General features: G+C 38.1%; 24 protein-coding genes. 17 read left to right on the top strand and 7 right to left on the bottom strand.

What is annotated here, in order from left to right; all coding sequences use genetic code 11:
• The first annotated feature begins 9 nt into the window (after positions 1 to 9).
• A complete protein-coding gene (locus G9Q97_RS16885; RefSeq protein ID WP_166148933.1) occupies positions 10 to 822 on the top strand; it encodes a DUF2971 domain-containing protein in 813 nt (270 codons plus the stop codon).
• Positions 823 to 916: 94 nt separating this feature from the next.
• Here G9Q97_RS16885 and G9Q97_RS16880 read toward each other — a convergent pair whose 3' ends face one another.
• Both G9Q97_RS16880 and G9Q97_RS16875 read right to left on the bottom strand, forming a co-directional pair.
• A complete protein-coding gene (locus tag G9Q97_RS16880) occupies positions 917 to 1,315 on the bottom strand; it encodes a pentapeptide repeat-containing protein (RefSeq protein ID WP_166148931.1) in 399 nt (132 codons plus the stop codon).
• Between the two features lie 213 nt (positions 1,316 to 1,528).
• Positions 1,529 to 1,966, bottom strand: coding sequence for a hypothetical protein (locus G9Q97_RS16875; RefSeq protein ID WP_166148929.1), 438 nt, complete (start codon positions 1,964 to 1,966; stop codon positions 1,529 to 1,531).
• 360 nt (positions 1,967 to 2,326) lie between these two features.
• Between G9Q97_RS16875 and G9Q97_RS16870 the strand changes: the two genes are divergently transcribed.
• The 3 genes from G9Q97_RS16870 to G9Q97_RS16860 all read left to right on the top strand — a co-directional run bounded on the left by G9Q97_RS16870 (position 2,327) and on the right by G9Q97_RS16860 (position 4,231).
• On the top strand, positions 2,327 to 3,061 hold the full coding sequence (locus tag G9Q97_RS16870; RefSeq protein WP_166148927.1) for a hypothetical protein: 735 nt from the start codon (positions 2,327 to 2,329) through the stop codon (positions 3,059 to 3,061).
• 311 nt (positions 3,062 to 3,372) lie between these two features.
• Complete coding sequence (locus G9Q97_RS16865) at positions 3,373 to 3,684, top strand: hypothetical protein (RefSeq protein WP_166148925.1); 312 nt, start codon at positions 3,373 to 3,375, stop codon at positions 3,682 to 3,684.
• 4 nt (positions 3,685 to 3,688) lie between these two features.
• Positions 3,689 to 4,231: a hypothetical protein gene (locus tag G9Q97_RS16860; RefSeq protein WP_166148923.1), complete on the top strand. Its 543-nt coding sequence runs from the start codon at positions 3,689 to 3,691 to the stop codon at positions 4,229 to 4,231.
• A 262-nt stretch (positions 4,232 to 4,493) separates the two neighbouring features.
• Here the strand turns inward: G9Q97_RS16860 and G9Q97_RS16855 are convergent, their stop codons facing one another.
• The 5 genes from G9Q97_RS16855 to G9Q97_RS16835 all read right to left on the bottom strand — a co-directional run bounded on the left by G9Q97_RS16855 (position 4,494) and on the right by G9Q97_RS16835 (position 10,139).
• Positions 4,494 to 5,567 (bottom strand): hypothetical protein, encoded by a 1,074-nt coding sequence (locus G9Q97_RS16855; RefSeq protein ID WP_166148921.1) that lies wholly within the window; start codon positions 5,565 to 5,567, stop codon positions 4,494 to 4,496.
• A gap of 12 nt (positions 5,568 to 5,579) precedes the next feature.
• The gene (locus G9Q97_RS16850) at positions 5,580 to 6,014 is read right to left on the bottom strand and encodes a hypothetical protein (protein ID WP_166148919.1); all 435 of its coding nucleotides are present in this window, start codon (positions 6,012 to 6,014) and stop codon (positions 5,580 to 5,582) included.
• A gap of 18 nt (positions 6,015 to 6,032) precedes the next feature.
• Positions 6,033 to 7,697: a hypothetical protein gene (locus G9Q97_RS16845; RefSeq protein WP_166148918.1), complete on the bottom strand. Its 1,665-nt coding sequence runs from the start codon at positions 7,695 to 7,697 to the stop codon at positions 6,033 to 6,035.
• A gap of 403 nt (positions 7,698 to 8,100) precedes the next feature.
• Entirely contained in the window at positions 8,101 to 9,321 is a 1,221-nt protein-coding gene (locus G9Q97_RS16840; RefSeq protein WP_166148916.1) for a hypothetical protein, read from the bottom strand.
• Positions 9,322 to 9,389: 68 nt separating this feature from the next.
• Positions 9,390 to 10,139 carry a helix-turn-helix transcriptional regulator gene (locus G9Q97_RS16835; RefSeq protein WP_166148914.1) on the bottom strand — a complete coding sequence of 250 codons (750 nt, stop codon included), beginning with the start codon at positions 10,137 to 10,139 and terminating at the stop codon, positions 9,390 to 9,392.
• A 469-nt stretch (positions 10,140 to 10,608) separates the two neighbouring features.
• On the opposite strand from G9Q97_RS16835, the gene G9Q97_RS16830 reads away from it, so the two are divergent.
• From G9Q97_RS16830 to rhaM, 13 genes are all read left to right on the top strand, one after another.
• A complete protein-coding gene (locus G9Q97_RS16830; RefSeq protein ID WP_166148912.1) occupies positions 10,609 to 10,854 on the top strand; it encodes an energy transducer TonB in 246 nt (81 codons plus the stop codon).
• Positions 10,855 to 11,213: 359 nt separating this feature from the next.
• Complete coding sequence (locus G9Q97_RS16825; protein ID WP_166148910.1) at positions 11,214 to 11,861, top strand: collagen-like protein; 648 nt, start codon at positions 11,214 to 11,216, stop codon at positions 11,859 to 11,861.
• Between the two features lie 480 nt (positions 11,862 to 12,341).
• Positions 12,342 to 12,527, top strand: a complete 186-nt coding sequence (locus tag G9Q97_RS16820) for a hypothetical protein (protein WP_166148907.1) — start codon at positions 12,342 to 12,344, stop codon at positions 12,525 to 12,527.
• Positions 12,528 to 12,604: 77 nt separating this feature from the next.
• On the top strand, positions 12,605 to 12,829 hold the full coding sequence (locus G9Q97_RS16815; RefSeq protein ID WP_166148905.1) for a hypothetical protein: 225 nt from the start codon (positions 12,605 to 12,607) through the stop codon (positions 12,827 to 12,829).
• Between the two features lie 367 nt (positions 12,830 to 13,196).
• On the top strand, positions 13,197 to 13,637 hold the full coding sequence (locus G9Q97_RS16810) for a GPW/gp25 family protein (RefSeq protein ID WP_166148903.1): 441 nt from the start codon (positions 13,197 to 13,199) through the stop codon (positions 13,635 to 13,637).
• 39 nt (positions 13,638 to 13,676) lie between these two features.
• Complete coding sequence (locus G9Q97_RS16805; protein WP_166148901.1) at positions 13,677 to 15,494, top strand: type VI secretion system baseplate subunit TssF; 1,818 nt, start codon at positions 13,677 to 13,679, stop codon at positions 15,492 to 15,494.
• Positions 15,495 to 15,511: 17 nt separating this feature from the next.
• Positions 15,512 to 16,498 (top strand): type VI secretion system baseplate subunit TssG, encoded by a 987-nt coding sequence (locus G9Q97_RS16800; RefSeq protein ID WP_166148899.1) that lies wholly within the window; start codon positions 15,512 to 15,514, stop codon positions 16,496 to 16,498.
• 125 nt (positions 16,499 to 16,623) lie between these two features.
• The gene (locus tag G9Q97_RS16795) at positions 16,624 to 17,502 is read left to right on the top strand and encodes a TssN family type VI secretion system protein (protein ID WP_166148897.1); all 879 of its coding nucleotides are present in this window, start codon (positions 16,624 to 16,626) and stop codon (positions 17,500 to 17,502) included.
• Positions 17,503 to 17,514: 12 nt separating this feature from the next.
• A complete protein-coding gene (locus G9Q97_RS16790) occupies positions 17,515 to 18,726 on the top strand; it encodes a type VI secretion system baseplate subunit TssK (RefSeq protein WP_166148895.1) in 1,212 nt (403 codons plus the stop codon).
• Between the two features lie 28 nt (positions 18,727 to 18,754).
• On the top strand, positions 18,755 to 19,276 hold the full coding sequence (gene tssO, locus G9Q97_RS16785) for a type VI secretion system TssO (RefSeq protein ID WP_166148893.1): 522 nt from the start codon (positions 18,755 to 18,757) through the stop codon (positions 19,274 to 19,276).
• A 196-nt stretch (positions 19,277 to 19,472) separates the two neighbouring features.
• A complete protein-coding gene (locus tag G9Q97_RS16780; protein ID WP_166148891.1) occupies positions 19,473 to 20,840 on the top strand; it encodes a S8 family serine peptidase in 1,368 nt (455 codons plus the stop codon).
• A 79-nt stretch (positions 20,841 to 20,919) separates the two neighbouring features.
• Positions 20,920 to 23,691 (top strand): CHAT domain-containing protein, encoded by a 2,772-nt coding sequence (locus G9Q97_RS16775; protein ID WP_166148889.1) that lies wholly within the window; start codon positions 20,920 to 20,922, stop codon positions 23,689 to 23,691.
• 81 nt (positions 23,692 to 23,772) lie between these two features.
• Entirely contained in the window at positions 23,773 to 24,093 is a 321-nt protein-coding gene (gene rhaM, locus G9Q97_RS16770; RefSeq protein ID WP_187357732.1) for an L-rhamnose mutarotase, read from the top strand.
• Position 24,094: the final 1 nt, after the last annotated feature.

Below are 24,094 nucleotides of genomic sequence, written 5' to 3'. Positions count from 1 at the left end.
TTTATCTAAATGATTGAACCCGAAATACTTTACAAATACAGAAGTTGGAATAGTGATATTCAAAAATCCCCATTGACTCAATCCGAGCTTTATCTATCCTCTCCAATGGATTTTAATGATCCATTTGATTGTAGAATTCCTTCCAATTTTAAAGCCATGACTCAAGAAGATATCGAGGAATATGCGGGGATTATAATAAAAAACCACTCGAAAATAATGATTGAATTGGGTTGGGATTTAAACGAAGAATACCGATACATAGTAGATAGGATAAACGAAGACAGCGAAAGTTTTCAAAATGAATTTCAAGAGCGTACGTTTGATGGCTATGATAAGCATTTAGGAGTGCTTTCGCTTTCCAAAAGGTGGGATAGCATATTAATGTGGTCTCACTATGCAGATTATCACAAAGGGTATTGTATTGGATTTCATAAAGAAATGCTTACCTCTTCGGATTTTTTTGGAGCCGGAGGACCTGTTATCTATCCTGATAACTCTAGTTTTCCCGAAATCACGCCTGCAATAGAGTTTAAGGCTGAAAGTCAGTTTATAATTACCCATCACAAGGCCTTCGATTGGAAATACGAAGAGGAATATAGGTTCACAAAATTACAATACCCGAAACCATTTGAAAAAAGTGAAAGGATTATCAAAGTTCCGGATAATTTTATCGCTGAAGTGCTAATTGGCCTTAAGGCGGAAGCGTCGGTAGAAAAGGAGATTATCGATTTTTGTAAATTGAAAAAAATCCCTGTTTTTAAGTTGGCACATGAGCCCTTAAAGTTTAAACTTGTTAGAAATAAAATTAATCATAAAAACTAAAGCATTGAGAATCTCCTTCCAAACTGGAGATCCTCAAAGGAACGTTTCAATTATTGTGTGTCAAATGATTTTGCATCTATACTGGTATTACGGATTACAAAACCGATTTTTCCTGTTGTTTAGTAAAATTTACTACATCCGTAAGGTCGGTTTGTTCTATGCAGGCACCACTTAGGTTTGTTGATTCCAGGTCAGCCATGGCCAGGCTTCCCATTTCTAAGTTTGCTCCAGATAGGTTTGCGCCTGTCAGATTTGCACGCTCAAAGTTTGTCATCATTAATTTAGCATTACTAAGATTGGCCATACATAAGTTTGCTCCAGACAGATTCGCACCTATTAGATTTGCGCCAACCAGGTCTGTGTTTGCTAAGCAAGCTCCTTTTAAGTCTAACCAGCTTAAATCAATTCCACTCAATTTTACTCCGGTAAGGTTTAAGCCCGTTGTGGCAATTGCGATAAGTTTAATAACATCTTTTCTAGTTAAATCCTTCATATTCAGGTTTGTATAATTTAGTAGTAACTAAAGAAGCCCTTATTATAACCTCGATTGATTCGGGCATATTTCTATGTGAAGGGAAAGATGGATCAAATCAACGGTTGTACCAAATATTGCTTGGACTAAAGACCGAACAGTCCATGACTAATTTGGAATACCCGTCATTAAGTGCTTTAATGTCAGACAGAATCATAAAAAATCTTCATTTGATTATTTATTTTTTTCATCTAATTTCTCTTCGATTCTCACATCCACATGAGTTGTAAGATAATCAAATATCCTTCCTTCAATAGAACTCAATTTTTTATCAATGGTGTCTTCAATTTCAATCGCTTTATATATTTGAAATCCGATTAAAAGAGTAACCAAAAACGTTAGTACGCCAACCATTACACCCAATAAATTTGCACCATTCACGGTAATATCATCTGATTTAAATATTGAAAAAATCAATGAAGTAATAGATATTAACACTGAACAAAAACTAAGAATAAAAGTCCTTCTGTTTACCTTTTTGAAAATAGTCTCGATTTCAATTATAATATCAAATAGTAAAACCCCGAGTCTTTCAGCCGAGATTGATTTTGGACGTTTTTCTTCCTGTATTTGCCTAGATCGGCCTTTTAAATTTCCAAGATTATGCTCCATATTTATTAGTGTTTTTGTTTCAATAAATTTTAAAGAGTTATTGGGTCTTTTACTTTTCAAATTCCAATTACAATTTTCATCAAAAAGACAATGCTTTTAAGTTAAGAAAAAATGCTCTATAAGACAAAGTAAGCCGGTTTTCCTTATGAAACCTGCTTGCTTTAAGTAACTTAAAGTTTCTAAAACATATAGCTATGAAGGTACAAAATACCAACCAAAACACGACGGATATATCTTGGGATTGTCCGAAAAAAAATCTTTGAAAAAATACAATCTACGGATAATCAGTCTGTTTACTGCTCGGATCCTGCTCATTTTTCCAGGTCTTCCCCACTTAACTTCCAAACTGTAGTACTTTCGGTGCTCCAACTGTTCAAAGAATCCGCCGATTCTGATACCGAGGATGTCCTTTCCAAGTTGAGGAAACAAGAAGTTACCGGAAGTGCTTTCTATCAGGCAGGCTATAAAATTGAATTTCAATTTTTCTCTGATCTCTGTGCTATCAGCTCAGATGATAATGATAGGTTTCCCACTGCCAGATGGAATGGGTACAGAGTCTTTGGTGGCGATGGAAGAACGCTAAATATGCCAGCATCCAAGCAGATAAGAGGATATTTTGGAGTCCAATCCAATAGTTCAAAGACCTCACTGGCCAGTATGCTTCTTGTCTATGACGTGCTTACCGGCCTTAAGCTACAGGCAAGACTCGGAAGAATGTGTACGGGCGAATCCGGCTTACTCGATGACTGCCGGTTGGAAATTCCACCCAGGCCGGATGATCTGCTGGTGCTGGACAGGATCTATCAGGAATTTTATGCCCATAACCTCGCCATGAACATGGTAGCACTTGCCGGAATAGCTGCTACTGAGCAGATTGAAAAGAAAAGTAGGACCAGGAAAAAGAAACGGAAATTGACGTACAAATACAACTGGAAAAATGCTTTTCTACAACTCAGAAAAAGGATTGTAGAGTTGTTCTGCCGGGAAAGTGTGGAAAAAATACTGGAAATCCTGGTCACCAAGGTAGCTCGAAAGCTGGTAGCGGTAGAAAAGGGACGGCAATTTTCGAGAAAAGGGTTTGGGAAAACCGGTTAGGATTAACCAATACTATAAATAGGAAAAAGCAGAAGGAAAGAAAAAAACACAACATATCGCCCGAAAAATTGGCACCTGCTTCAGGAGTAGGGAAGTGTATGCCCAAAACCGTAAGGGGAAAATCAAATTTATTTCATTTTGAAACTAAAAAAAACAATCCAATAAGCTTAACTTAACAGCATTGGGTCTAATTGTTATCAGGAATATTTAAAATCCCTAAATTAGTGTTATTTTTTTTGGTGATTTAATAGGATTTTTATATATTATTACATTAATTTATTAATGTGTTTTATTGATTAACATTTTACTGTATGAATGGTGAAAATCAAGAATATTTGAATTTCAGGAACTATGCTCTTGAGATCGTAAGAGAATCTCTAGAATCAAGTGGTGTTGAATTGGAGGAGGGTGTTGATGAATTGTTAAATAAATTTATTCTCAATGCGGTAGAAAAGGTAAATAATTTAGATAAAGCGCCAATTTTCCTAATAAATTTAAATAAATTTATAGAAAAATTGATAACTGAATCAAAGATCAGTAGTCCCGATTCACCTATGATTTCACGTTCTGTTTTTGAGGCTGTGAAAGACTTTTTTTGCCCCGGATTACATCTTTTCTGCTAGTAAGATGAAAGAGAATCAAATAAAAGCCTTTGATTATGCATCTAGCTTTCATAAACATTTAATTACTATTTCTGTAGCAATAATTACTTTAGGAGTTGGAAATTTAGGTGGTTTAGATAGTATTGAATCACCTTCTTTATTAATTTTTTCGTTTTGGTGTTTAATTTTCTCTATATTTTTCGGATTATTTACCCATATGAATCTGACCGGTTATTTGGATGTTAGTACTCTAAGAAAGATAAATAGTAAAATTGAATTAGAGAATAAAAATGCTTCTGAATTAGGTGAAGTTAAGCAAAAAAGATATTTTTCTCCAGATGATTTAACAATTTATAAAAAAAGTATTCAACTATTTGGATTTGCTCAATTATCTTCTTTTTTTATCGCTGTAGTATGTTTTGGTTTTATAGCCCAGAATTTTCTCAAAAATGGTAAAGATATTATTGTAGAAGAACCAATTTATTGTATTGTCCCAATTGACAAATGCCAGTTATTTTCAAAACAACTTATCAATGATACCATTAAATGTTGGAGCAATATAGATTAAAGAATGCTTAAGGTAGGGAATATTTTAAATTAATGTTTTGGTAAATAATAATTTTGAACTTATATACTGTTTGTCAGGTTCTTTAGTTAATTGTAATAAAAGCTAGCAATTTGGACCTTTAAGGATATTTCCGGAAACAAATACTTTTTAGGGATATTTGAACAATGCTCAATATTTATTAGGTGTCTAATTCAAATAAAATTTTAGAAATTTTTTGGTCTTATTTTTTTAAACTTAAAATCTTTAATTTTATCGGAATCGCCTAATTATTAATAGCCAATATTTCTTCGATTACGTCACCCGTATCATTGGTCGTAAAGGCCTTAATGAAAATGGGATTATCAAAGTCAATATCTCCCGTATCTGCCAAAAAGTTAACACTACTAATTTTTCCTTTTTCGTCAGTAACAGCTTCGGTTAAACCAGTAAATCTTCCGACTGTTTTTTCTTGATTGTTTGAATCGATTTGGAAGGCCTGAAACTCTGCGCGGGTACCAATACTTACCGAGCCTTCATTTCGCAACAAATAGGTAACGATGTTGATGGTGTTATCTGTTTCTGTTACAAATAGAGAACTAGGCTCTAATAGAATGTGATCAGGGTAAGCTCTTTCTAATTTTATGCCTGCATTTTGTTGTATACTAGAATTCTCTGATGATTTTGCTGTAAAATAAATATCCCCGGGAGTTTGAGGGAGTTTGAATTTAGTTATCGCCTCTTTATCAGTGTTAAAAGCAATAGATGAGGAAGCTGAACCAATAAACTCACCATCAGATACCGAAAACTCAATACTCCCTAAATTGTTTACAAAATGGTTCGCTGTAACTTTTAGGGATAGAATCGTAGTACCGTCTGCCTTCATATTGGATGGTATGTGCTGAAAGGAATTATCCAGAATTTCAAATTCAAGAATATTACCTATATCGACTAGGTTGATGATTTTTTCATCGTAGAATATATCAGTGTTTTCCCCAATCTGGGCGGAAAGGTATAATGGTCCACTTTTCAATGGGACCGTCAAGTAGCTGACGGCAATACCCTCGGAATTCGTACGCTTGATATACTCACCTGAATCATTTATAAACTTGCCGTCAGAAGCTGTGAACTTAACAGATTTGTACTTGTCTGCAGCATTATGCGGAATCTGGACTTTTAACATTATACTTGCCTCCCCATCCCCCAAAGTTTCAAATAGTTCTGTTTCTGATGACGGATCTAATATGATTAATTCAATAATTTCATTATTGGGAATTAATGCATCTGTGTTCTCTTGGCAAGCTACAAATAGACCAAAATAGGTAAGAAAGGAGGATATTCTCCAAAGCTGCATATTCATAGGGTAGATGTTTTAAATGATATCCCATTGAGGAGGTGGTGTTGGCCAAGGGCCAGTGCTAGTTAAGTTATCTTCATAATCAAAGGTGTTAATTTTCAAGAAAATAACTCCCCCTAGTGCTGTTTTTAAATTTTCGATGGAATAATCAGAAATAAAAAGAAATTCAAAGCTATACTCATTTTTTGATTCTTTCTCTATTTTACCAAAGTCGTGGGTGAAGGAAGATTCTTCTCTACCGCCAATCAACATTCTAAGGTATCCTTGATCTTTAGATGGAATTTTGAAAATCACTTTACATTTTACGGCAACAGCATAATGCTTGGGAGTTGTTCTTATTTTAACTTTGCAAGACTCACTCATTAATTTGCCTTCTGCATTTTCTTTAAACCTAATATCTTTGGTAGGTTTCTTTTCTGTGACAACGGTTACGATATAAGGTAATGGCATAATATGTAATTTTTAAGTTTATTTTCCATCGTTGTTTACTAAGCTATTTAAACCGCCCAGAGCGTTGGATAGAGCAGAGTTAATCGATACTGAGAAGACAAAGGAACTTTTCGTGTATTTTGAATCAACAACCGGATTGAGGTTTGACTGTTGGTAAAATATTGCCCCGGTACTTATCCGAAGGATTCGGTTAGCTCTAAACCCTAAACCAACGTAAGGTGTACCAAGAGCTCCAGCCAGGTAATTTTCAAATGTTTCATCTGTTGGTCCTAACCTCTGTGCTAGCCCAACTTGAAATGACAGTCTTTTTTCTAAATGATTCCAAAATCCTTTTATATCTGAAAGAAGCGCATCCCTGTTGATCGGGCTGAAATGAAAGTTAATGGTCTCCAAAATAAATGGAGTATTTAGTTCATCGGCATATAAGATACCTAGATCTACATTAACATATGGGGTAGATTGGGATTGCACATCGGTAAAACTATAATACTCTATTTGTGAGAGCATTACCTCTGTATACTTATTAGCAAGGATATTTGGGATTTCTGATATTGCCTTATTATTAAGGGATAGCATTTTTTCTGATATAGCGGTTAACCCGTCCTTCTCATAACCACTTTCAATATTATAATCAAATTCATGGATTAAATTTTCGAAAAGATTCCTTGAGCCTTCTCTAAAATAATATTCTGGAGATTGATCAGGCTTCCTAAGCTCAAATAAAGCTTTAAATCCAGAAGAAATGAAATTTAGTGTTTCAATATTATCGAATTTTTCAGTATCGATTATTTTTAATTTACCGCTATTTAAGACAAGTGAATTTTCACCTAATATTAATTTTTCTGTTTGAATAAAGTCATTACAATCCTCTTTTAAAAATGAAATGAAATCCCTTATAGTAACATCCTTAAACTTTTCAATATTTTTATTAATATTTCCATTAAGTGCTTTCCAATTATTATCATCAAGATTAATTGAGTTAAATTCGAAGCATACTATGGGTAAAGATTTAATAATACTCCCTACAATTGCAACGTTAGATTCCTCTAGATAAATTCTTTTATTTTGCAGATTTCTTAATTCACGTATTTGTACACTTAGTGAGGCTAATAGATCAAGTTCGGTCACTTTTTTCCGGTTACTTTCAAATATATCATCCTCAACATATTTTTTAAGAATATTGTTAAATTCAGTTAAAACGATTTCAAAATCAGGTATTTGTTTGTCACCTAAGTAAATGTTTTCAAGAAAGTTTTTGATATCATTTTTTAATCTTTTTTCCTCATCTTCATTTAATACAATTTTTTCAAACCCCTTAAAATTAAAAGTATAGGGTGTGTTAGCATGTATCGGTCCGATATTGCCAATTGAAAACGTTTTACTATTAATGGCTCTTCGAGTAACAGTGATAAAACCATCATCGTCTACTAGGGTAGGATCCTGAAAATAGTATTTTTTTGGATTTTTTTCTAATTTTTTTACATCATAATTCTGGATTTTGTATTTAATCTCTAAGGAGGATATTTCGTTTGTGGAAGTGAATGCGATTGTAAACCTTTCGTCAAATGGAAGTTCATCGGTGAAGGTACCAGTGTCAATATTATAATTGACCACTTTTTGTTGCCCATAAGTCACCATGTAAGGAAGTATGATAAATAAAAATATTACGAATGGATTTTTCATGACTTGCACAGATAAAAACATTGTTTATTACAATACCCCTAAAATTGTTATAAATATTTTATCGAAGTAGATAATATTAAATTTAAGAAAAATTTATTGTAAAAACAATATCTAATTTATGTTGGTTTTACAACTGGTAAGAAACTAGTTTGTACAGTGTTGTTAATTACTTGAGTTCATAAATATTAGAATATGATCCCTTCACCGGATTGAGAGAATATCTAGGTAATTTTATTCAAAATTTGTAAAATTATTTTAGAAAATATAATTTGATAATTCTGCTATATTGTTTTAAGATGATGATCGGCATAGCAGTTTTAATCAGTAAATTAAATTCATACATTTATTTAAGTTTTTTACTTATCTTTCTTTATATAAAGATTACATGTCACCACTCCCTTTGTCATACTGGATCAGGTTTATCGGTCCCACTTTCCCGAGTTTCCGTCCTCATCGGTTCCTTTTGCGAAACCGCTCCTCTCAGCTGCATCAACTTGTTCAATAAATCAAACCAAAAAGGGGCGCCTAAGGAAATTCCCAAAGCTGTAATTATGTAACCCCAAAGCTGGTAGCACAGGAAATACCGAGACTTATTGAATATGGCAAATCCATTGGCGGTTTTTAATTTTCCGTCGTTTCCTGTTTTAAGATAGGGGCCTATATTTAAATATTGTAATTCTTTCGGCTGTTCAAAGGTGATGTAGGTGGAATCCTCCTTGACATAACTAACCAGGGAGTCGTTACGGGTTATAAAATCCTCTTCTGACAATTTTAGGTTTTTGATTTTTATTTTCTCCGGCAAGTCTTTGGGCAGGCTCAATACGTCGGAGGCCTCTCTGGCCTGTTTCTGGATTTCTTTGTAATAGAGACTTAGTTCCTTTTGCTTTTGACAAGTAGAGTCCATTTCAGGGTTATTCTCCTGATAAGCTACTGCCATCTGCACCATTTGATCCCTTGCTTTATTGTTCATGGACAGGATCTTGGTGATGTAGAGGGTGTTTAAGTTGAACCAATACGCTAAACCGAATCCGATTAAAAACAGCCAAACCTGCATGCGTTTTTTATACCATTCTGAAGAAATTGTGGTCATTTCCCGGTACCATTGTTCCAACCTGAGTTTAAATTTATCCACGTCGCTGTTGGCATCATTGAATAGGAAAAGCAAATGTTTTTTCCCATTATGCGATTCCTCATTATCTATATCGCTTTCCAGATACTCCCTGATTCCTATGGCCTGGGCTTTTTGATCTTCCGATGTTGATGTCATTGCGTAAATCAACGCATTGATAAATCCCTGACAGGTAATATTGGATGGGGCCCCACTTATCAGTCCCTGGGTATTTCTGCAGCCTATTCCAGGGGAATTGTAAACTTTTCCTGCCAATCCTCCCTTTTTATAATTTGATCCCCGGCCAAACATGGTCAAAATGTCCGACCAGAACTGGGCAGGGAAGCCAAGCTTTACTTTATCGTTCAGCATAAAATACAGGCTTCTCCTCAGGTTCCAGCCCCTGATATTCAGGTTGGTGCTGATGATCTCCAGGATAACGGTGGCAAAAAGGCTATAAAGCAGGTATACAAATACCAAACCTATAAAAATATCGAGGGCTACATTTCCGGTCATATTTGTGTTTGTTTACCGGAGCAAGTTAAAAAAAAGGTATTCCTTATACCATACTGATTTTTAGGTATTTATTCTACCATGGCCATTAACTCAGCCGTATTTTTTGCACCGGATTTCTCCATCATGTTCTGTCGGTGCTTGTTTACCGTGTGGAAACTGATGTGCAACCTGTCAGCAATGCATTTACTGCTGTAGCCTTTTTTCAGCAAGACGGAAATCTCCCTTTCCCTTTTGCTGAAATGAGTTTGATGGGATTGGCAGGCTTTCGGACAGATATCCTGGGAATAGGAACCCAGCAATACGGTTGCGTGGATTGATTTTTTGACTTGTAGGGAAGAAATGTCGCTGTAAATGCTGAGCAAATAACTGCATTGATAGCGTTCGGGTAAGTAAAAGGTGTTTTGTTGCAGAATTTCTTTTTCCTGACCATTTGGCAGCTTTACAGGAAAGCAAAGGTTGTAGTTACACAACTGATTTTCGCTTTTGTAACGATTTTTAATATGCTCCCAAATGGATTCGATGGTGGATGTTACCGCGTCCTGGTAAGTGGCCGGTATCATAGGCAGAAACCAGGATGGTCCCGGGTTAAGTAAATGTCGGGGATGGATACCAAAAAGAGCTTCCGCATTTTCGCTGACCCATCCCCATTGGTTCTTTGGCAAATCCGAAACCATGCAGGCACAGGGTGAAGCCTGAATGAATGAGGATAATTCAATAGAGATTTTATTCCAGTCGGGAACATTGTTGCCTTGCGTAAAATGGAGATCGGAGAACAATCCCTTAGTAAAACTTTCTGAGTAGGTTTTACAACGTTTCATAGGCATGCATCTTGGTAAAAAGTGATCTAAAACAGTGTCCCGATAAAGAATTTAAGTTTTTTTATTACAAAATAAATGAAATACAAATACGAAAATTTGTCATTAAGTTAAAAAGACTTTTTTAATAATCCATGGGAGGCGTGAAATATTCGCATTTTAATTGTAGTTCACCATCCAAATGGAAGTGTCTGTGAACCTGAATGGTACCATTTTTACCGGTTCTGTTGCAGCCAACGTAAACTGATTGGGAATAGTAATCTTTTTGTGAACCGTTTGGCATGTATAAGGAGGGCAGGTAGCGGGGTAGAACTCCGGAAAAATTCCTGGTTGGAAAGCCTACCCGACAGGTGCAAAATGGATGAACATTTTTTTGAAAGAACTCCTCAGGGTCTGTTTTTTATTTTCCAATCACTCCCCTGCTGGGAACGGATAAATACACTTACACTAAGAGTAAGTTACTAGCCAATAAATGCTTGATTTTTACCCACCCATCAACGACTCCTTATTTCCAGGTCGGAGACTGGCCCAAAAGCACCAGTTCTGTTCCTTCCGGCTAAAAGCGAAAGGGAACATTATTGCCTTGAGCTATCCTTCCCTGGCCAAAGAGGCCTTACGGGTAATAAAAGCTTACCCCCACAAATGGACTCCCGCCCAGGAAAACGGTAAGTCTATTTCGTCTTTTATACGGGTGCCCATAAGATTCAAAATGCCATAAATTTTTTATTAGAATAAGGCGGTCAGTCAGGATTCCGAACACCGTCTGTAATAACACCCCTAAGGCCATTTACCCTATTAAAAAAGCTTAGGCCTCTTGGATTGACTGGGGTAGCACATACGTATATAAAAGAAGGGGTTTCACGCTGAATAAAATCGATATTTTTTTCTATTGAATCCTTTTTATCTGTTGGTAGTTGGTGAAAAAAAGAAAGGCTAAACAGAGATGTTTGTATGGATTAAAATTGTACTGTACATTCTTTTATTAGGTAACAAATGTTTTGCAGTCGGATATAACTACGGAACGACAACTATCGGAATTTTTCCTGTTGTTATTTATTCACTCAAAATATTATTCGTATGAAATTTTATCGAATCATTAATCAAAAATTCAGGGTTATCATGACTTTTATTGTTGCCCTAAGCTTATCTTGGTCATGTGACATGTTTGAAGGCCCAAAAGGCGACCCGGGAGAAGTGGGTCCGAGAGGTGCACAAGGTGAAATGGGGCCGGTGGGTCCCCGGGGAGAGAGAGGGGAGCCGGGACAGCGAGGAGAAATTGGTCCGGTTGGTCCCCAGGGAACTCAAGGCCCCAGAGGTGAAAGAGGGGCTCCTGGAAATGCCAATGTGAGGGAATTTACCTTTGATGGCCATGATTTCACTGAAAGTGAGAGTTACGAAATGCTTATTCCAATGTCTCAAAGTGATTTTAGCAATAGAATTTTCTATACCTACATGCGGAGGGGTGCTGACTGGTACGTTTTGCCGAATTATGGATCACTGGGAAGAACTTATTACAGAACCTTTCACCGGTATCTCGAAAGCAGTAATTCGGCCAGAATAAGTATTTCTCGGGTAGTAGAAACTGGTGCAGGAGAAAGCTACAATGAAATAAAGGTAATAGCTATAGAAACCACTCCTGCAGTTCGATTTCAACTTCCTGTTTTACCTACTGTTGATATAAGAGACTATAATCAAGTCATGCAAGGTGTAGGGTTAGCAGAATGATTGAAATTGACGCTTATTAATTTAAGTAAAAAGCCGTTATGTTTAACGGCTTTTTTTGGTTCAAATTTTAGCGTAAGGAGAAGAATTTCCTATTCTACAGGTATGAACTTTCCTTTAATTGTAGGGTTTTTAAGCGATTAAATAATTAAGTAACCCTATCTGACCTAGACCCCATTTTTTATTTCCAAAATTGACATTTAACTGATGTAAATTTGAAAACTACCATCAACAGATCTTTTTCCTTGAACTTTTAATTACTAATGGGTAACAACAGAACACATATCCCGATCTACCTGTAGAAAGTTAGTTTTCATTCAAATCCTAACAACATCCATTATGAAATCGACCGTGACTGAGGAGATACTAAGCCGGATGATTTTCATTCATCAGAGATTCTTCCAAATCGAATTCGGGTCTGGCTATGTGACCTTCAAAAATCAAATCAGTATTCGGAAAAGAAAGCGGTTTAGCAATATCCAAATGATATTGACCCTGATAGGCTCCATCGGTTTTTTAGCAGCTTTTCCAAGCCCTGAGCAGGAGAAAGAAGTGGTTGCTAATTCTAAAGAAAAAATCGATATGTCAAACGAGGGCTATTCTTTTGATGAGCTTGACGAAAAAATCGCCACAAACCCGATCCATAAACTTGATCCAAAATTTTATTAATGGGATAGGTAACAAACGAAGACTAATCCGGATATACAATCAAAGTAAAGGAATTTTTAATTTAAACCATCAAAACCATGAATTATGCCAGCTCATACCTTCGTAACCAGATAGGAATGGCCCTTGTTGTGATCTTCTGTTCCCTGCAATGGGGCTGTATAGAAGAAGAAAAGCCCAGAGAGCAAAGAAGCCTTCGACCAGTAGAACGGCCATCGGTGATCCGGTGCAATCCGGAACGAAGGAAACCCAATACCAATCAAACTCCTAGCCACAACCCTTCACAAAAAAGACTGGGAGAATAATGTTAGTTACCATAAATAAATATATAAGACGGCAAGAATTTTTGAGCATTTTAAGCAGTCCTTGAAGGCTAGAACCTTCAAGGCTTTTTTAATTAAAAACCCCTAATGTGAAAGTTCATATTCATACTCCGCAACCTTCAATGATTTACGCAAATAAAACGCATCTTTTTAGCCGGTTTTTATGGGGAGCCCATTCAACCGGAAAGTTGTTTTGAGCCCGTCTCAACCTAGAACCATGCCTCTTTTTGGTAGTTCACCAATTTTTAGCCCTTTCCAGTTCATGATAATTTTCCTAAAAACCGATAATTCCTATCCGATTCAGGTAACATTAAGGCTATTAGGTGGATATAAATTCAAAATTGTTGTAATGAAAAACCATTTCTATAAACTTCCCTTTTCCCTGGTCGGGATAATGCAAAAAAAGGACCACCGGACCTGTAGCCTGGAGCAGTCTATTGCCCAGCACCTGCACCTGATCATTACTACGGCTTATGGAGAGCTTTCCATGGATGAGCAGTTTGGTTGCTGCATATGGGAATATGATTTTGACAATATCACCAGCAGCCATAAAATCAAGGAATTCATTCGGGAATCCCTTTCCAATGCCATTCTCCGCTACGAGAAGCGCCTGGGCAATACCAGGGTGGAACTGGAAATAGGTCAGGAAGAGATGGCCAGCCAGAAAAACGGCTGTAGGGTGAAAAAGAAAATCACCATCACCATTACCGGCTGGCTCAATGCTACCAACGAAAAATTTATCTATGAAGATGCCATTTTCACCGGTCCCTTATCTTACCAATTGATCTGATCTGCCATGTTGGAATCCAAGGAACATATAAAAACCAGAATGTTAAAGCATGTAGCCAGGATGTGGGGATATGCGGAAACCCAGGCAGAAAGCAATTTTGACCCGTTGGTAGGCCTGTTGTTGGAGGCTTGTGCCACAGAGTTGGAAAAGGTTTCTTCAGACATCCATGCATCCAGGGCCAGGATCATGGAGCGGCTGGTCGGCCTGCTCTCCCCCGAGACGCTTACCGGAGCCTTGCCGGCCCATGCTGTGGCCAGCGCAATGCCTTTGGAAAACACAGCCGTTTTGGATCCGGATATGCAGTTTTATACCCGTATCAAACTGGGGACTAACAGTGAAAATCAGGAGCCTCTTGGAAAAGATGTGTATTTTTCACCAACAGGTCCATTTCGACTGAATAAAGCCGGCCTTCAGCTGATGGTCATTGGAAATCAGTTGTACAAAATCACTGGTAATCAGAAAGAGGTATTGGCCACAGCACCTGAGGGCCTTTCCAGGGATACAGTTTGGTTAGGAATCGATCATCCCGAAGTGGGCCTGCACCAAACAACATTTTATTTTGATTTCAGGAATGAAGCAGATAAAAGCTTGTTTTACCATCAGCTGCCCAAGGCACAGTGGTTTTTTGATGACCGCCGTCTGATACATACCCAGGATTTTGGATTTTCAGAAAATACCATTGATAAACAAACATGGATTGGATCAGATACTACTGAAGGTATTCGGTTGAGGCAAGTAATCAGGCAAACCAATCAGTTTTATCAGCCTTATTTTATTACTCTCCTGGACCCTGAGGAGGAAACAGCAGGAGGAAGCAATGGTCAGTCCCAGGATATTTTGGATGGCTTTCAGGGTAAGGAAGTGGATGAATGGAAAAGTCAACCCATACGCTGGGTGAAAATTTGTTTTCCGGAAATATTATCCGGCAGTCTGTTAAAAGACCTGGTTTGCATCATGAATTGTTTCCCGGTCATCAACCGGCAAGTCCATGAGGTCAATTTCAGGATGCAGGACATCATCAATGTAGTTCCTCTCCATTCGGAGGACCTGTTTCTGGATTTGGAAAAGGTTCAAACCGATGACAATAGGCCCCTTTCTACAGGGGGGAGAGGAATAGATGGCACTACTTCTACTGCCATGCTAATGCGTCAGGGGGGGATTGGTCGCTTTGATGAGCGGGATGCTGCGGATACCATCGATTACCTTTTACAACTATTGAGAGATGAAAGTGCTGCATTTGCTATCATGGACAATGATTTTGTAAACAAGGAAATGAAAAACCTTAAACAGGTGATGAATAAATTGGAGCAAAGGTTACATGCCAGCCAGGTTCAAAAAGGATCAACGCCCTATCTGGTAATTCAGCGTGATCAGCAACTTTTGAAACCAAATTTGACCATTCAATACAGCAGTACCTATGGGGATTTGGCCAATCACATCAAACCGGGTACCAGGCTGTTGCCCTATAATGGAGGCTCATTTATCAGTAACAATATCATTTTGGCAAGTAGGTCCATTGGTGGAAGAAACAAATTGTCCGCTACAGAAAAGGTCATGGCTTACAAAAACGCCCTTCTTTCCAAAGACAGGCTGACTTCTGCAGAAGACATTAAAGCTTATTGTGAAAGTGAAATGGGGAAAAAGGTAAAACATATTGCCATCGAAAAAGGTGTCTGCTGCCTGCCGGATGCGAAGCGTGGTTACCAGAAGTCCATAGTTGTGTCCATAAATCTTCAGGAGGAGGATTATAAATCCATGTCCCAGTCAGGGGAGCTGGATTATTGGAAAGCATACCTCACCCAGGCGCTGGAAGAAAAAACGATGCTATGGATGCCTTTACAGGTGATCTTAAATTAACTTGTTAAAACAGGAAGATGGAAAAGGACCATTTAATATCTGAACTGCATCGGGAAATGCTTCAGCATTCCCATGATTTAAGAGCAGAATCCATCCTGGTGTTGGCCATGGAAAAGGGATTGGCCATGGAGGATTTTGTTCTGGCCTCGGAAAGCACCTGTCACAGGCCTTACAGCAGGGATGTAAGTACCCCTTCTTTGGAAGAAGACGCCAATAAAAAAACCTATTTACAATTGGCCATTAGCAGAAATGGTTGGTATGACCAATTGCCTGAGGGCTTGTTTCATCAGCCGGTCAATACAGGCTTGCCGGTGCTGTCTGCAGGTGAAATGGCTGGGGACTATGTTAAAAACAAGCAGGTTGAACAAGAAAGCAGACAGTTTTTCAAGCCATTTGAACAGGCGTTTTATGATGAAAAGGTGGCACTGGAGTCGGAAGAATTCCACTTGCTGAAGGGAATGAATACCGGAACCCTAAATGACTTCTTTATGGAATTTTGGGGAATAGCCCCTGATATTCCCTACAGGTTTGTTACCCCTTTTATCGGAATGTTGCCACAGGTACACCAGGTTAATGGCGATCCGGAGCTGCTAGCTCGCTGTTTGGAGAAAATAATTCAGGAGCCTGTAGAGGTCAGGATGGATAATTTAGAGCGATTGGAGGAGATGGGTGAGGGTTATAATGAATTGGGTAATTCCCGGCTGGGCCTGGATTTGACCATGGGCAACCACTTCTGGGAAGAGAGCCCCTGCTATACATTCATTATCGGACCGCTCAGAAATTCCGGAGTAAAGGATTACCTGGAAAAAGGAAATTACCATTCCTTTTTGAAGGTCTTCAAAGGCTTTTTTCTTCCGGTAGAAGCAGAAAGTGTGATCGAGATTAAGTTGGCAGAAGAAGAAATGACCAATGGATTGGAACAAGAGAAAGCTCCACTATTGGGATATTCTTTTGGGCTACTTGCCGAAGCAGTTGTGGGATATTTAAATAGGAATCAAGCATGACGAAAACAACCAGGTAACCAGGTAGGGATGATGATCAAACCTGCTGGATTCTCTTTTCGTCCACAAGCGGGCATGCGGCCGTAATGAAATACTTATTAATACTTGAAAGTCAAAAAAATTAAAAAATGGAAAGGATGCTCACAGACGAATTAACCAGAACCATGCTGATTTTCGGTATGGCTGCAGCAGGCTCATTGGGCTTTATGGTCAAGCTTATTTCAAGGGTACATGGGAGTTTTAAACCCTACTTTAAAGTCACAGTCCTTTATTTATTGGTTGCCATTGTATTGATCTCAGGAATTGCCTCACTTTCTTATTGGTCCTATTTGAAAGATCAACAGGTTTTTCACCTGGTTTTTATGGCTTATTTCCTGATTCTGGGAATAGCACATGTCAATTGGTTGAAAGAATATGTCAAATGGGCCGGGAATGAGCAGTCCTTGTGGGCAGAGTTTTTATTTACTCTGGTGCTGGGCCTGCTGGGAGGAACGGGCTTTATGGCGGTATTCAGTTATTTCAGTGAGGCCACGCTCGCCTTTAACATGTCCATGAGTATTATATTTTTCATCGTCCCCTGGCTGCTGAATCAAACCTTTTCCAATGCCATGGCCATACCTGCCGGTATTCTCAAAAGGTGGTATTATCCCAGCAGCGAGGAAATGGGAGAACCAGATGAAGATAAATTAAAAAACCTGCTGGTCATCAGCTTCCTGATCCAAAAGCAACCAGATGATCCCAGGGAGACCCATTTTCGGGCCAAAGCACCCGTTGACATGGAAATGGGTGAACTGTTCTACTATTTTATCAACGACTACAATGAAAGACATCCCAATGATAAAATTGCCTACATGGATAAATCCGGGGAGCCTTACGGTTGGCTTTTTTTCAAGAGAAACCCTTACATCCGCTTTATTGAAAAATATGTGGATGCCGAAAAAACCATATTCAACAATCAAATCAGGGAAAATAATGTCATACGCTGTAACCGGACATTATCCTCATAAACAACCTTTGTCATGTTAAACAATCAATTTGAATACCTGCCGGTGAATTGGGTGGATGGGATGAAAATCAATAAGTCCCATTTTATTGCCCAAAATAATGCCCATACCCACCATATGGCTTTGGGATTAAGCACTACATTAAATGAATTCAATTATGGATTGCTACCTGTTTCGGGAAATGTTCCCAAAATATCGGTCAGTATTGACAATCAGCAACAGGTGCAGGTAAGACTGCTTCAATGTCAGGCTGTTACCCGGGGAGGACATTTGATTCAGCTTACTGAAGGGGAGGGTGCCAATGCCCAGGCCAATGGGCTCACTCAAACGGAATTGAACCTTTCTTTTCAAAGGTTGAAGGGCAAATCCTCCGATTTTTATATTGTATTGGTCATCAACCCTTTTGAAAGGAATCCTTTTGGGCAGGCAGACCTGACGGAACTGTCTCCAAGGCTACCTTTTACGAGGCCTGCCTATACCTTGCACCTGATCCCTGCAGACGAACTTTCCTCTCATTCCATTGGGGAGTATCAGCTCCCAATAGGTAAAATCAGCTTGCTGGAAAACAATGTGTCATTGGATGATGCCTATATTCCACCTTGTGCCAGGATCAGCAGTCATTATGAGTTGATCAATGTGCATGCAGGTATGGAACAGTTCTTCAGCAAATTGGAACTGAATTCCCTACAAATCATTCAGAAAATATTTCAGAAAAAACAGCAGAATGACATGGCCCAGATTGTACAGAAATTAGGGGAGCAGGTAATTCAGTTTACTTCTGCTCATCTGGGAAGTTTTAAATTGGAAGGGATGGACCAGGCTCCGTTACACCTGGTCAATAGGGCAGTCGCCTTTGCAAGATTGCTTAAAAACAGCCTTGACTTTTATATAGGATCAGGAAAAGAAGAATTGATCAATTATTTTGTGGACTGGTGTGGGGTAGGGAAAGGAGAACTTGAAAGTTGCCTGACGGATCTTGCCCATCATCCCTACGACCATCTCAATATTCAATCCTCCATCGATAAAATGGAAGCCATGGCCAGGTGTGTGGGTGATTTATGGATGAACCTGGCCAAACTGGATTATATCGGAAAGCGGAAAGATACCGGAATATTTGTTAAAGAACAGGTATCCGAAAAAGAGCAGGGCTCCTCCTCCAAAAGCCATGTGAATCCTCCCACAAGCGATGAGCGGCAAGGAAAGCGGAATAGTTTCTTTTTAGAATAAATCTTCATTAAAATAAAATACCAAAGTCATGAAAAATGTATTAAATGCCAGGGAAAGGAATCGTGCGCTAATTGTATTTGTCCTTTCGTTTATTGTAACGGTATCGCTGATTGTTGCAGCGGTATTTTTCTATACCCTGATTCCTGCAGATGAAAATGCCTTACTCAGGGAAAAAATACAAGATCTCGAAATTCAGATTCATGAACAGCAACCATTTATAGTAGCCATGGAAGAGATTCAGTATTTGACCGATTCCCTTCAAGAGATCGGGGATATTAATCCATTGGTAAAAAGTGACATTGAGCAGCACCTGCGTATCATGGACCAACACCTGCAAAAGGATGGAGAAATTTTCGGTAGGATCAATACGGATATCTTTAATTTTCTTTACGACTATATGGTCATGAACGAACAGTTCATAGGTTTGAAAGACCGATTGTCCCGGGTAGAATATTTAGAGGAGGAATTGAGATCCTCCAAAGATAAAATAGATGAGTTAAACAGGGACCTGGATTTTCTTAGAAAAAGTGGTAATCTCTCGGTGAGGTAGGGCTTGGTTTCTTTTGGAAGCTTCCTTTTTGATTATTTGGTAAATTAACCGTATAAAATTTGCTAAAGTAAAACTAGGGAGCTATATTACCTATACTTTTTAATATTAAACCAACGTATAGCCCATAATAAGATTTGTTTCGACAAGTATTTTAACTAACTATTTAATAAATCCTACAATTATTAATATTATGGCAATGAGCAATATTAAAACTCCATCCAAAAACCCCAATTTTAATCAAAACCAACTTATCGTTGTTTTTAAAGAAGATGAGGACCGGGAAGCTTGTGATTGTTTTTTGAAAGAGATAGAAGATAATGTTAAAAAAATTCATCCAGAATTTGGTGACATAAAAATTGAGCGAATTCAAGATCCTGTCTTTAAAAATGTGGAATTATGGAAACATCAGCGTATTGATGTCGTCGGGTCCATGGAAAGAGAAATAGCCGGTCAGGATCGAACTAATGTCGATTTTATAATCTATAACCACGAAAATGGAATCCCTGAAATTATAGATATCGAGCATTTGGAGGGATTAACAAATTTTGAAAAGATAGACATTGATCCAAGTCAATTAAATGGAGATAAAGAAGTAATAATTGCTGTTTTGGATACAGGCGTAAATACCAGTGTTATTCCGGAACAATACCTATGGCAAGGAGAGGAGAATGGTTTCCTGATAAATGGGGTAAATTTTCTTGTTGATCAAATTAGTGAGGATGGGAACAATTATGAACGGTTTGATATCGAAGATGACAACAATGTATCCCATGGCACCTTGGTAAATGCTTTTATAATTGAGCAATTCAGGGGGAGTGGTACTAAGGTCAAAATCATGAACCTGAAAACCCATAATGAAAAAGGTGTAGGAAATTTATTTACAGCTATATCGGCCATTCGGTTTGCCATAGAGAAGGGTGCTCATATTATTAATGCAAGTTGGGGATTTTATAGACAGGATTATGAATCCCTGGAACCCTTAAAAGACTTGATTACTAATTCTTTAAAAAATAAGGGTGTTCTATTTGTTGCTGCTTCGGGAAATGCTTTTAAAGTAGATGATGATAAATTTTTAAACGATTTCCCGTCCAGAAAAGGAGAAGATAGAAATCCAAGGGACCTATCACAGCACCATTTCTATCCAGCTTTTTTTGGTAATCGAATTGAGGATGAATCCAAATATATGTTTGTGGTGACTACCGTAAAAAATGATAGCAAAAGTTTCAAAATAAGCCCCAGACAAAATTTTTCTCCTAATGTAGTGGACCTGGGAATCAAAGCTGATGGTTTGTATATTTCTGAGGATGAGGAAATTGAGGATTTTAAATTTCAAATTCCTCTAAAAAAAGCATCAGATGAAGGAGAAGCGTTTGTTTTTGGGTCTTCCTTTGCAGCCGCAATAGCTACAGGAAAGATCGGCTCAAATTTTGCCTCAGAATTTTTATCGAAGGATAGAGTAGAAAAAATTAATAAAAAACATTTTCTTGAAAGTGATTTAGGACTGGATTTTTTTAGAAAAGATCCGCGGTTGGAGGATTGGATTAAACATGGACTTTATGTGTAAAATTGGTCATTTAGATCAAATTTTCAGTTCATTTAATTCACTCATGATGATACGTACTAAATACCCAATTCTTGTAGTAATGTTCTTCTTAATATTTGCCAATATAAGTGAAGGGAAAAGTATTAACCCTGAAAAAGATTGGCTTGTTAAATTACAGGAGCTGGAGGAGAAACAACGATTGAATCCAAGGAATTTGAATGGGTATATCGAAGAACTGGAAGTATTGCTTGAGCAATACGGACAAAAATATACAGATAGCGATAGTATTTATAACCAAATTGCAAATCGCTTGGGAGATTGGTATTGTAAAAATGGCGACTATGATAGGGGAATATTCTTATTGAAAAAGACATTGAGTAATTGTAAAATTTCAAAAAATCCTAAGGTAGATGCTTCCTTTGCGGCTGTATTATATTTTAATCTAGGGTATTTTTATGAAAAATTAGATTCGTTGGAAAACTTTCATATTTATATGGATAGTTGCATTGTTACAGCCAGGAACTACCCTAAAAGGTTAGAAAATGGAATCAATGCATTCGAAAAAATTTCAATCCATTATATGGAAAGAGGAGATCATTTCCGAAGCTTACAACATATAGATAAGGGCTTGCTATTTGCTGAGGAAGTTGGTTCTAATGCGCATACCTCCTTACTGTACCTACAAAAGGCACAAGTTCTACTTCAAGAAAATCGAATTCAAGAGGCCAATACGACTATAGAAACGGCATTAGAATTATTGTCTAAAAGTAGTAATAAAGAAAGATATCTTCGCATAGCCTATTTGGTAATGGCTTCTTTGTCTGAGAAAAGAGAAAATTTTGACGAAGCGATTTCATACTACCAGAAAACACATGATCTAAATTACAAATTAGGGTATTTTTTAGATAGTTATAAGGCAATGAATAATATGGGGGTTGTTTATGCCCTGGATGTAAAGGACCCTGAGGCCTCACTGAGATGTTTTCAACAGTGTATTGAATTACTGGATTTACTTGGTGAGAAAACAAAACTACCGACTGTCTATAATAATATTGGATACGTATATCAAGACCAGGGTAATATTGAGGAAGCATTAAATAGTTTTCAAAGCGGTTTAATGGTATTGCCTTTAGGGGTTTCAGACCTGGATTGGAGTGAAAATCCAAGCAGAAAAGCCCTCAGGGGAGCTGCATATGATAGAATATTATACACCTTAATTGATAACAAAGCCGAAACCTTACTCAAACTTCATAAACAACGAAAAGATCCGGCCATTTTACCAGTTGCCTTGGAAACTTTCAAACTGGCGGACCTTACCATCAATTTAATGCGGTGGAACCAACAACATGATGAATCCAAGCTTTTTTGGAGGAAAAAGTCCAGGGGAATGTATGAATTGGCCATAGAGACTTCTTACCTTTTACAAGATATCGAAAGTGCTTTGTATTTTTTCGAAAAAAGCCGTGCAGTTTTGTTAAACGACAAGCTCAGTGAGCTGGGAGCCCATCAGTTTTTAAGCGAGGAGGACGCAACCAAAGAACAAGAATTCAAATCGAAGATGGTATCCCTACAAAGAAAATTGTCAGGCACGCCCCAGACCAGCCCCATTTATAAAGAGTTGGCCAATGAAAGATTTCAGGTCCAGGAAGCCTATGAAGCATTTATCAGATCACTGGAAGCGAAATACCCCAACTATTACCAATACAAATACGACACCACCGTCGTTTCATTGGATAAATTGACCAAAGAGGTTCTTGAACCAGATCAGGCTTACCTGGGATATTTTGTTGGAAAGGAACACCTCTATGCGCTTACAGTGGACCAGGATACCGCTGCACTGCACAAATTTCCACTGGGAGATTTCCATTCATCGGCAAGGGAATTGCTTTCACTCAGCTCAAGCCAGGGAAAATTGAACCAGCAATATTCCAGGTATATTGAGTTGTCCAATGATTTGTACCAATCCTTTTTTCAACCACTGGGACTCACCAACAGAAGAATCCTTATTTCACCAGATGATTATTTAATTCCTTTCGAAATGCTGATCAAAGATCCGGAAGATTTTTACAGCTTTCTACTAAAAGACCATGCGTTTAGCTATACCTATTCTGTTGGTTTCCTTTTGAAAAATGGGAATAAAGTAAGGAACCAAACTGCAACTTTGCTGGGCATGGCTCCGGTAGATTTTCAATCGCATTTGCAGCAAACATCGCTATTGGGCTCAGGTCAATCCCTGGACCGTTTGAAGGAGCATTTTTCCAGTTATTCATTGTTCACTGGGCAGCAGGCCACCAAAGAGAAATTTCTGAGCCAACTGTCTCAAAATGACATTGTACATTTATATTCCCATGCGGTAGCTGATGATACGGATACCGAGCCCACTTTGTACTTTGCTGATTCCATGATGTTTGTTTCCGAATTACAGGGCCTGGGGAATTTACCCACGCAGCTTATTATACTCTCTGCCTGCAATACAGCAATTGGCAAAAATGTACCAGGAGAAGGGGTTTTTAGCCTTGCCAGGGGGTTTGCATCGGCAGGAATCCCATCCAGCATCACTTCGCTTTGGCCAATAGATAATCATTCCACCTATTCTTTATCAGAAATATTTTATGAGATACTGAGTCAGGGAAAACCTACCGACCTGGCTTTACAGGAAGCTAAATTGCGATTTTTGAATGAAAACCCGGGCAATTATCAATTGCCATACTTTTGGGCAGCGGAGGTACTTGTTGGCAAGTCCTTTACATTTAATATGAGGACAAATTATGTTTTCTATATTCAAATCTTGGTTTTGCTTCTAATTGTTGGAACGATTGGATGGGGTATTTACAGGAGGTATTTCCAGGACTCCGACTCCCTCACTCCATAAGTTCCTACTGCTTTTCTCAAAAGGTTTGCATTTTTTAACCGTTAAAATTACCTTTATTTCAATTTCAAATCAACTTTGCCCATGAAACCTGTAGCCTTTACCATGAAGCTTCTTCCCGGAAATGAAGTGGAATATGAAAAACGTCACCAACAAATCTGGCCGGAGCTGGAAAAGCTACTCAAAGAAGCAGGCATCCTGTCCTACCATATTTTTCTGGACAAATCCTCTGGTACCCTCTTTGCTTTTCAAAGCCTGAGTGAAGACAACCAAACAGGCAGCCTGGCCGGGCAGGCCATCATGAAGAAATGGTGGGACTTTATGGCAGACCTGATGGAAACCAACCCGGACCAATCCCCCAAGGTTCAAGCCCTTCAAAAAGTTTACAGCTTATACAGCAAGTAAG

This window comes from Cyclobacterium plantarum (genome assembly GCF_011290685.1).
GTDB lineage: Bacteria > Bacteroidota > Bacteroidia > Cytophagales > Cyclobacteriaceae > Cyclobacterium > Cyclobacterium plantarum.
Note: the sequence above shows the minus strand (reverse complement) of the source record. Positions and strands in the feature narration are given on the sequence as shown.

What these genes read in the sequence shown, in the direction of transcription:
- G9Q97_RS16855 (WP_166148921.1), bottom strand. Translation starts at nt 5,567, where the DNA reads ATGAATATGCAGCTTTGGAGAATATCCTCCTTTCTTACCTATTTTGGT.
- G9Q97_RS16840 (WP_166148916.1), bottom strand. Translation starts at nt 9,321, where the DNA reads ATGACCGGAAATGTAGCCCTCGATATTTTTATAGGTTTGGTATTTGTA.
- G9Q97_RS16795 (WP_166148897.1), top strand. Translation starts at nt 16,624, where the DNA reads ATGGAAAGGATGCTCACAGACGAATTAACCAGAACCATGCTGATTTTC.
- G9Q97_RS16775 (WP_166148889.1), top strand. Translation starts at nt 20,920, where the DNA reads ATGTTCTTCTTAATATTTGCCAATATAAGTGAAGGGAAAAGTATTAAC.
- G9Q97_RS16790 (WP_166148895.1), top strand. Translation starts at nt 17,515, where the DNA reads ATGTTAAACAATCAATTTGAATACCTGCCGGTGAATTGGGTGGATGGG.
- G9Q97_RS16825 (WP_166148910.1), top strand. Translation starts at nt 11,214, where the DNA reads ATGAAATTTTATCGAATCATTAATCAAAAATTCAGGGTTATCATGACT.
- G9Q97_RS16830 (WP_166148912.1), top strand. Translation starts at nt 10,609, where the DNA reads ATGCTTGATTTTTACCCACCCATCAACGACTCCTTATTTCCAGGTCGG.
- G9Q97_RS16860 (WP_166148923.1), top strand. Translation starts at nt 3,689, where the DNA reads ATGAAAGAGAATCAAATAAAAGCCTTTGATTATGCATCTAGCTTTCAT.
- G9Q97_RS16820 (WP_166148907.1), top strand. Translation starts at nt 12,342, where the DNA reads ATGATATTGACCCTGATAGGCTCCATCGGTTTTTTAGCAGCTTTTCCA.
- G9Q97_RS16865 (WP_166148925.1), top strand. Translation starts at nt 3,373, where the DNA reads ATGAATGGTGAAAATCAAGAATATTTGAATTTCAGGAACTATGCTCTT.
- rhaM (WP_187357732.1), top strand. Translation starts at nt 23,773, where the DNA reads ATGAAACCTGTAGCCTTTACCATGAAGCTTCTTCCCGGAAATGAAGTG.
- tssO (WP_166148893.1), top strand. Translation starts at nt 18,755, where the DNA reads ATGAAAAATGTATTAAATGCCAGGGAAAGGAATCGTGCGCTAATTGTA.
- G9Q97_RS16850 (WP_166148919.1), bottom strand. Translation starts at nt 6,014, where the DNA reads ATGCCATTACCTTATATCGTAACCGTTGTCACAGAAAAGAAACCTACC.
- G9Q97_RS16780 (WP_166148891.1), top strand. Translation starts at nt 19,473, where the DNA reads ATGAGCAATATTAAAACTCCATCCAAAAACCCCAATTTTAATCAAAAC.
- G9Q97_RS16810 (WP_166148903.1), top strand. Translation starts at nt 13,197, where the DNA reads ATGAAAAACCATTTCTATAAACTTCCCTTTTCCCTGGTCGGGATAATG.
- G9Q97_RS16800 (WP_166148899.1), top strand. Translation starts at nt 15,512, where the DNA reads ATGGAAAAGGACCATTTAATATCTGAACTGCATCGGGAAATGCTTCAG.
- G9Q97_RS16835 (WP_166148914.1), bottom strand. Translation starts at nt 10,139, where the DNA reads ATGAAACGTTGTAAAACCTACTCAGAAAGTTTTACTAAGGGATTGTTC.
- G9Q97_RS16805 (WP_166148901.1), top strand. Translation starts at nt 13,677, where the DNA reads ATGTTAAAGCATGTAGCCAGGATGTGGGGATATGCGGAAACCCAGGCA.
- G9Q97_RS16880 (WP_166148931.1), bottom strand. Translation starts at nt 1,315, where the DNA reads ATGAAGGATTTAACTAGAAAAGATGTTATTAAACTTATCGCAATTGCC.
- G9Q97_RS16885 (WP_166148933.1), top strand. Translation starts at nt 10, where the DNA reads ATGATTGAACCCGAAATACTTTACAAATACAGAAGTTGGAATAGTGAT.
- G9Q97_RS16845 (WP_166148918.1), bottom strand. Translation starts at nt 7,697, where the DNA reads ATGAAAAATCCATTCGTAATATTTTTATTTATCATACTTCCTTACATG.
- G9Q97_RS16875 (WP_166148929.1), bottom strand. Translation starts at nt 1,966, where the DNA reads ATGGAGCATAATCTTGGAAATTTAAAAGGCCGATCTAGGCAAATACAG.
- G9Q97_RS16815 (WP_166148905.1), top strand. Translation starts at nt 12,605, where the DNA reads ATGAATTATGCCAGCTCATACCTTCGTAACCAGATAGGAATGGCCCTT.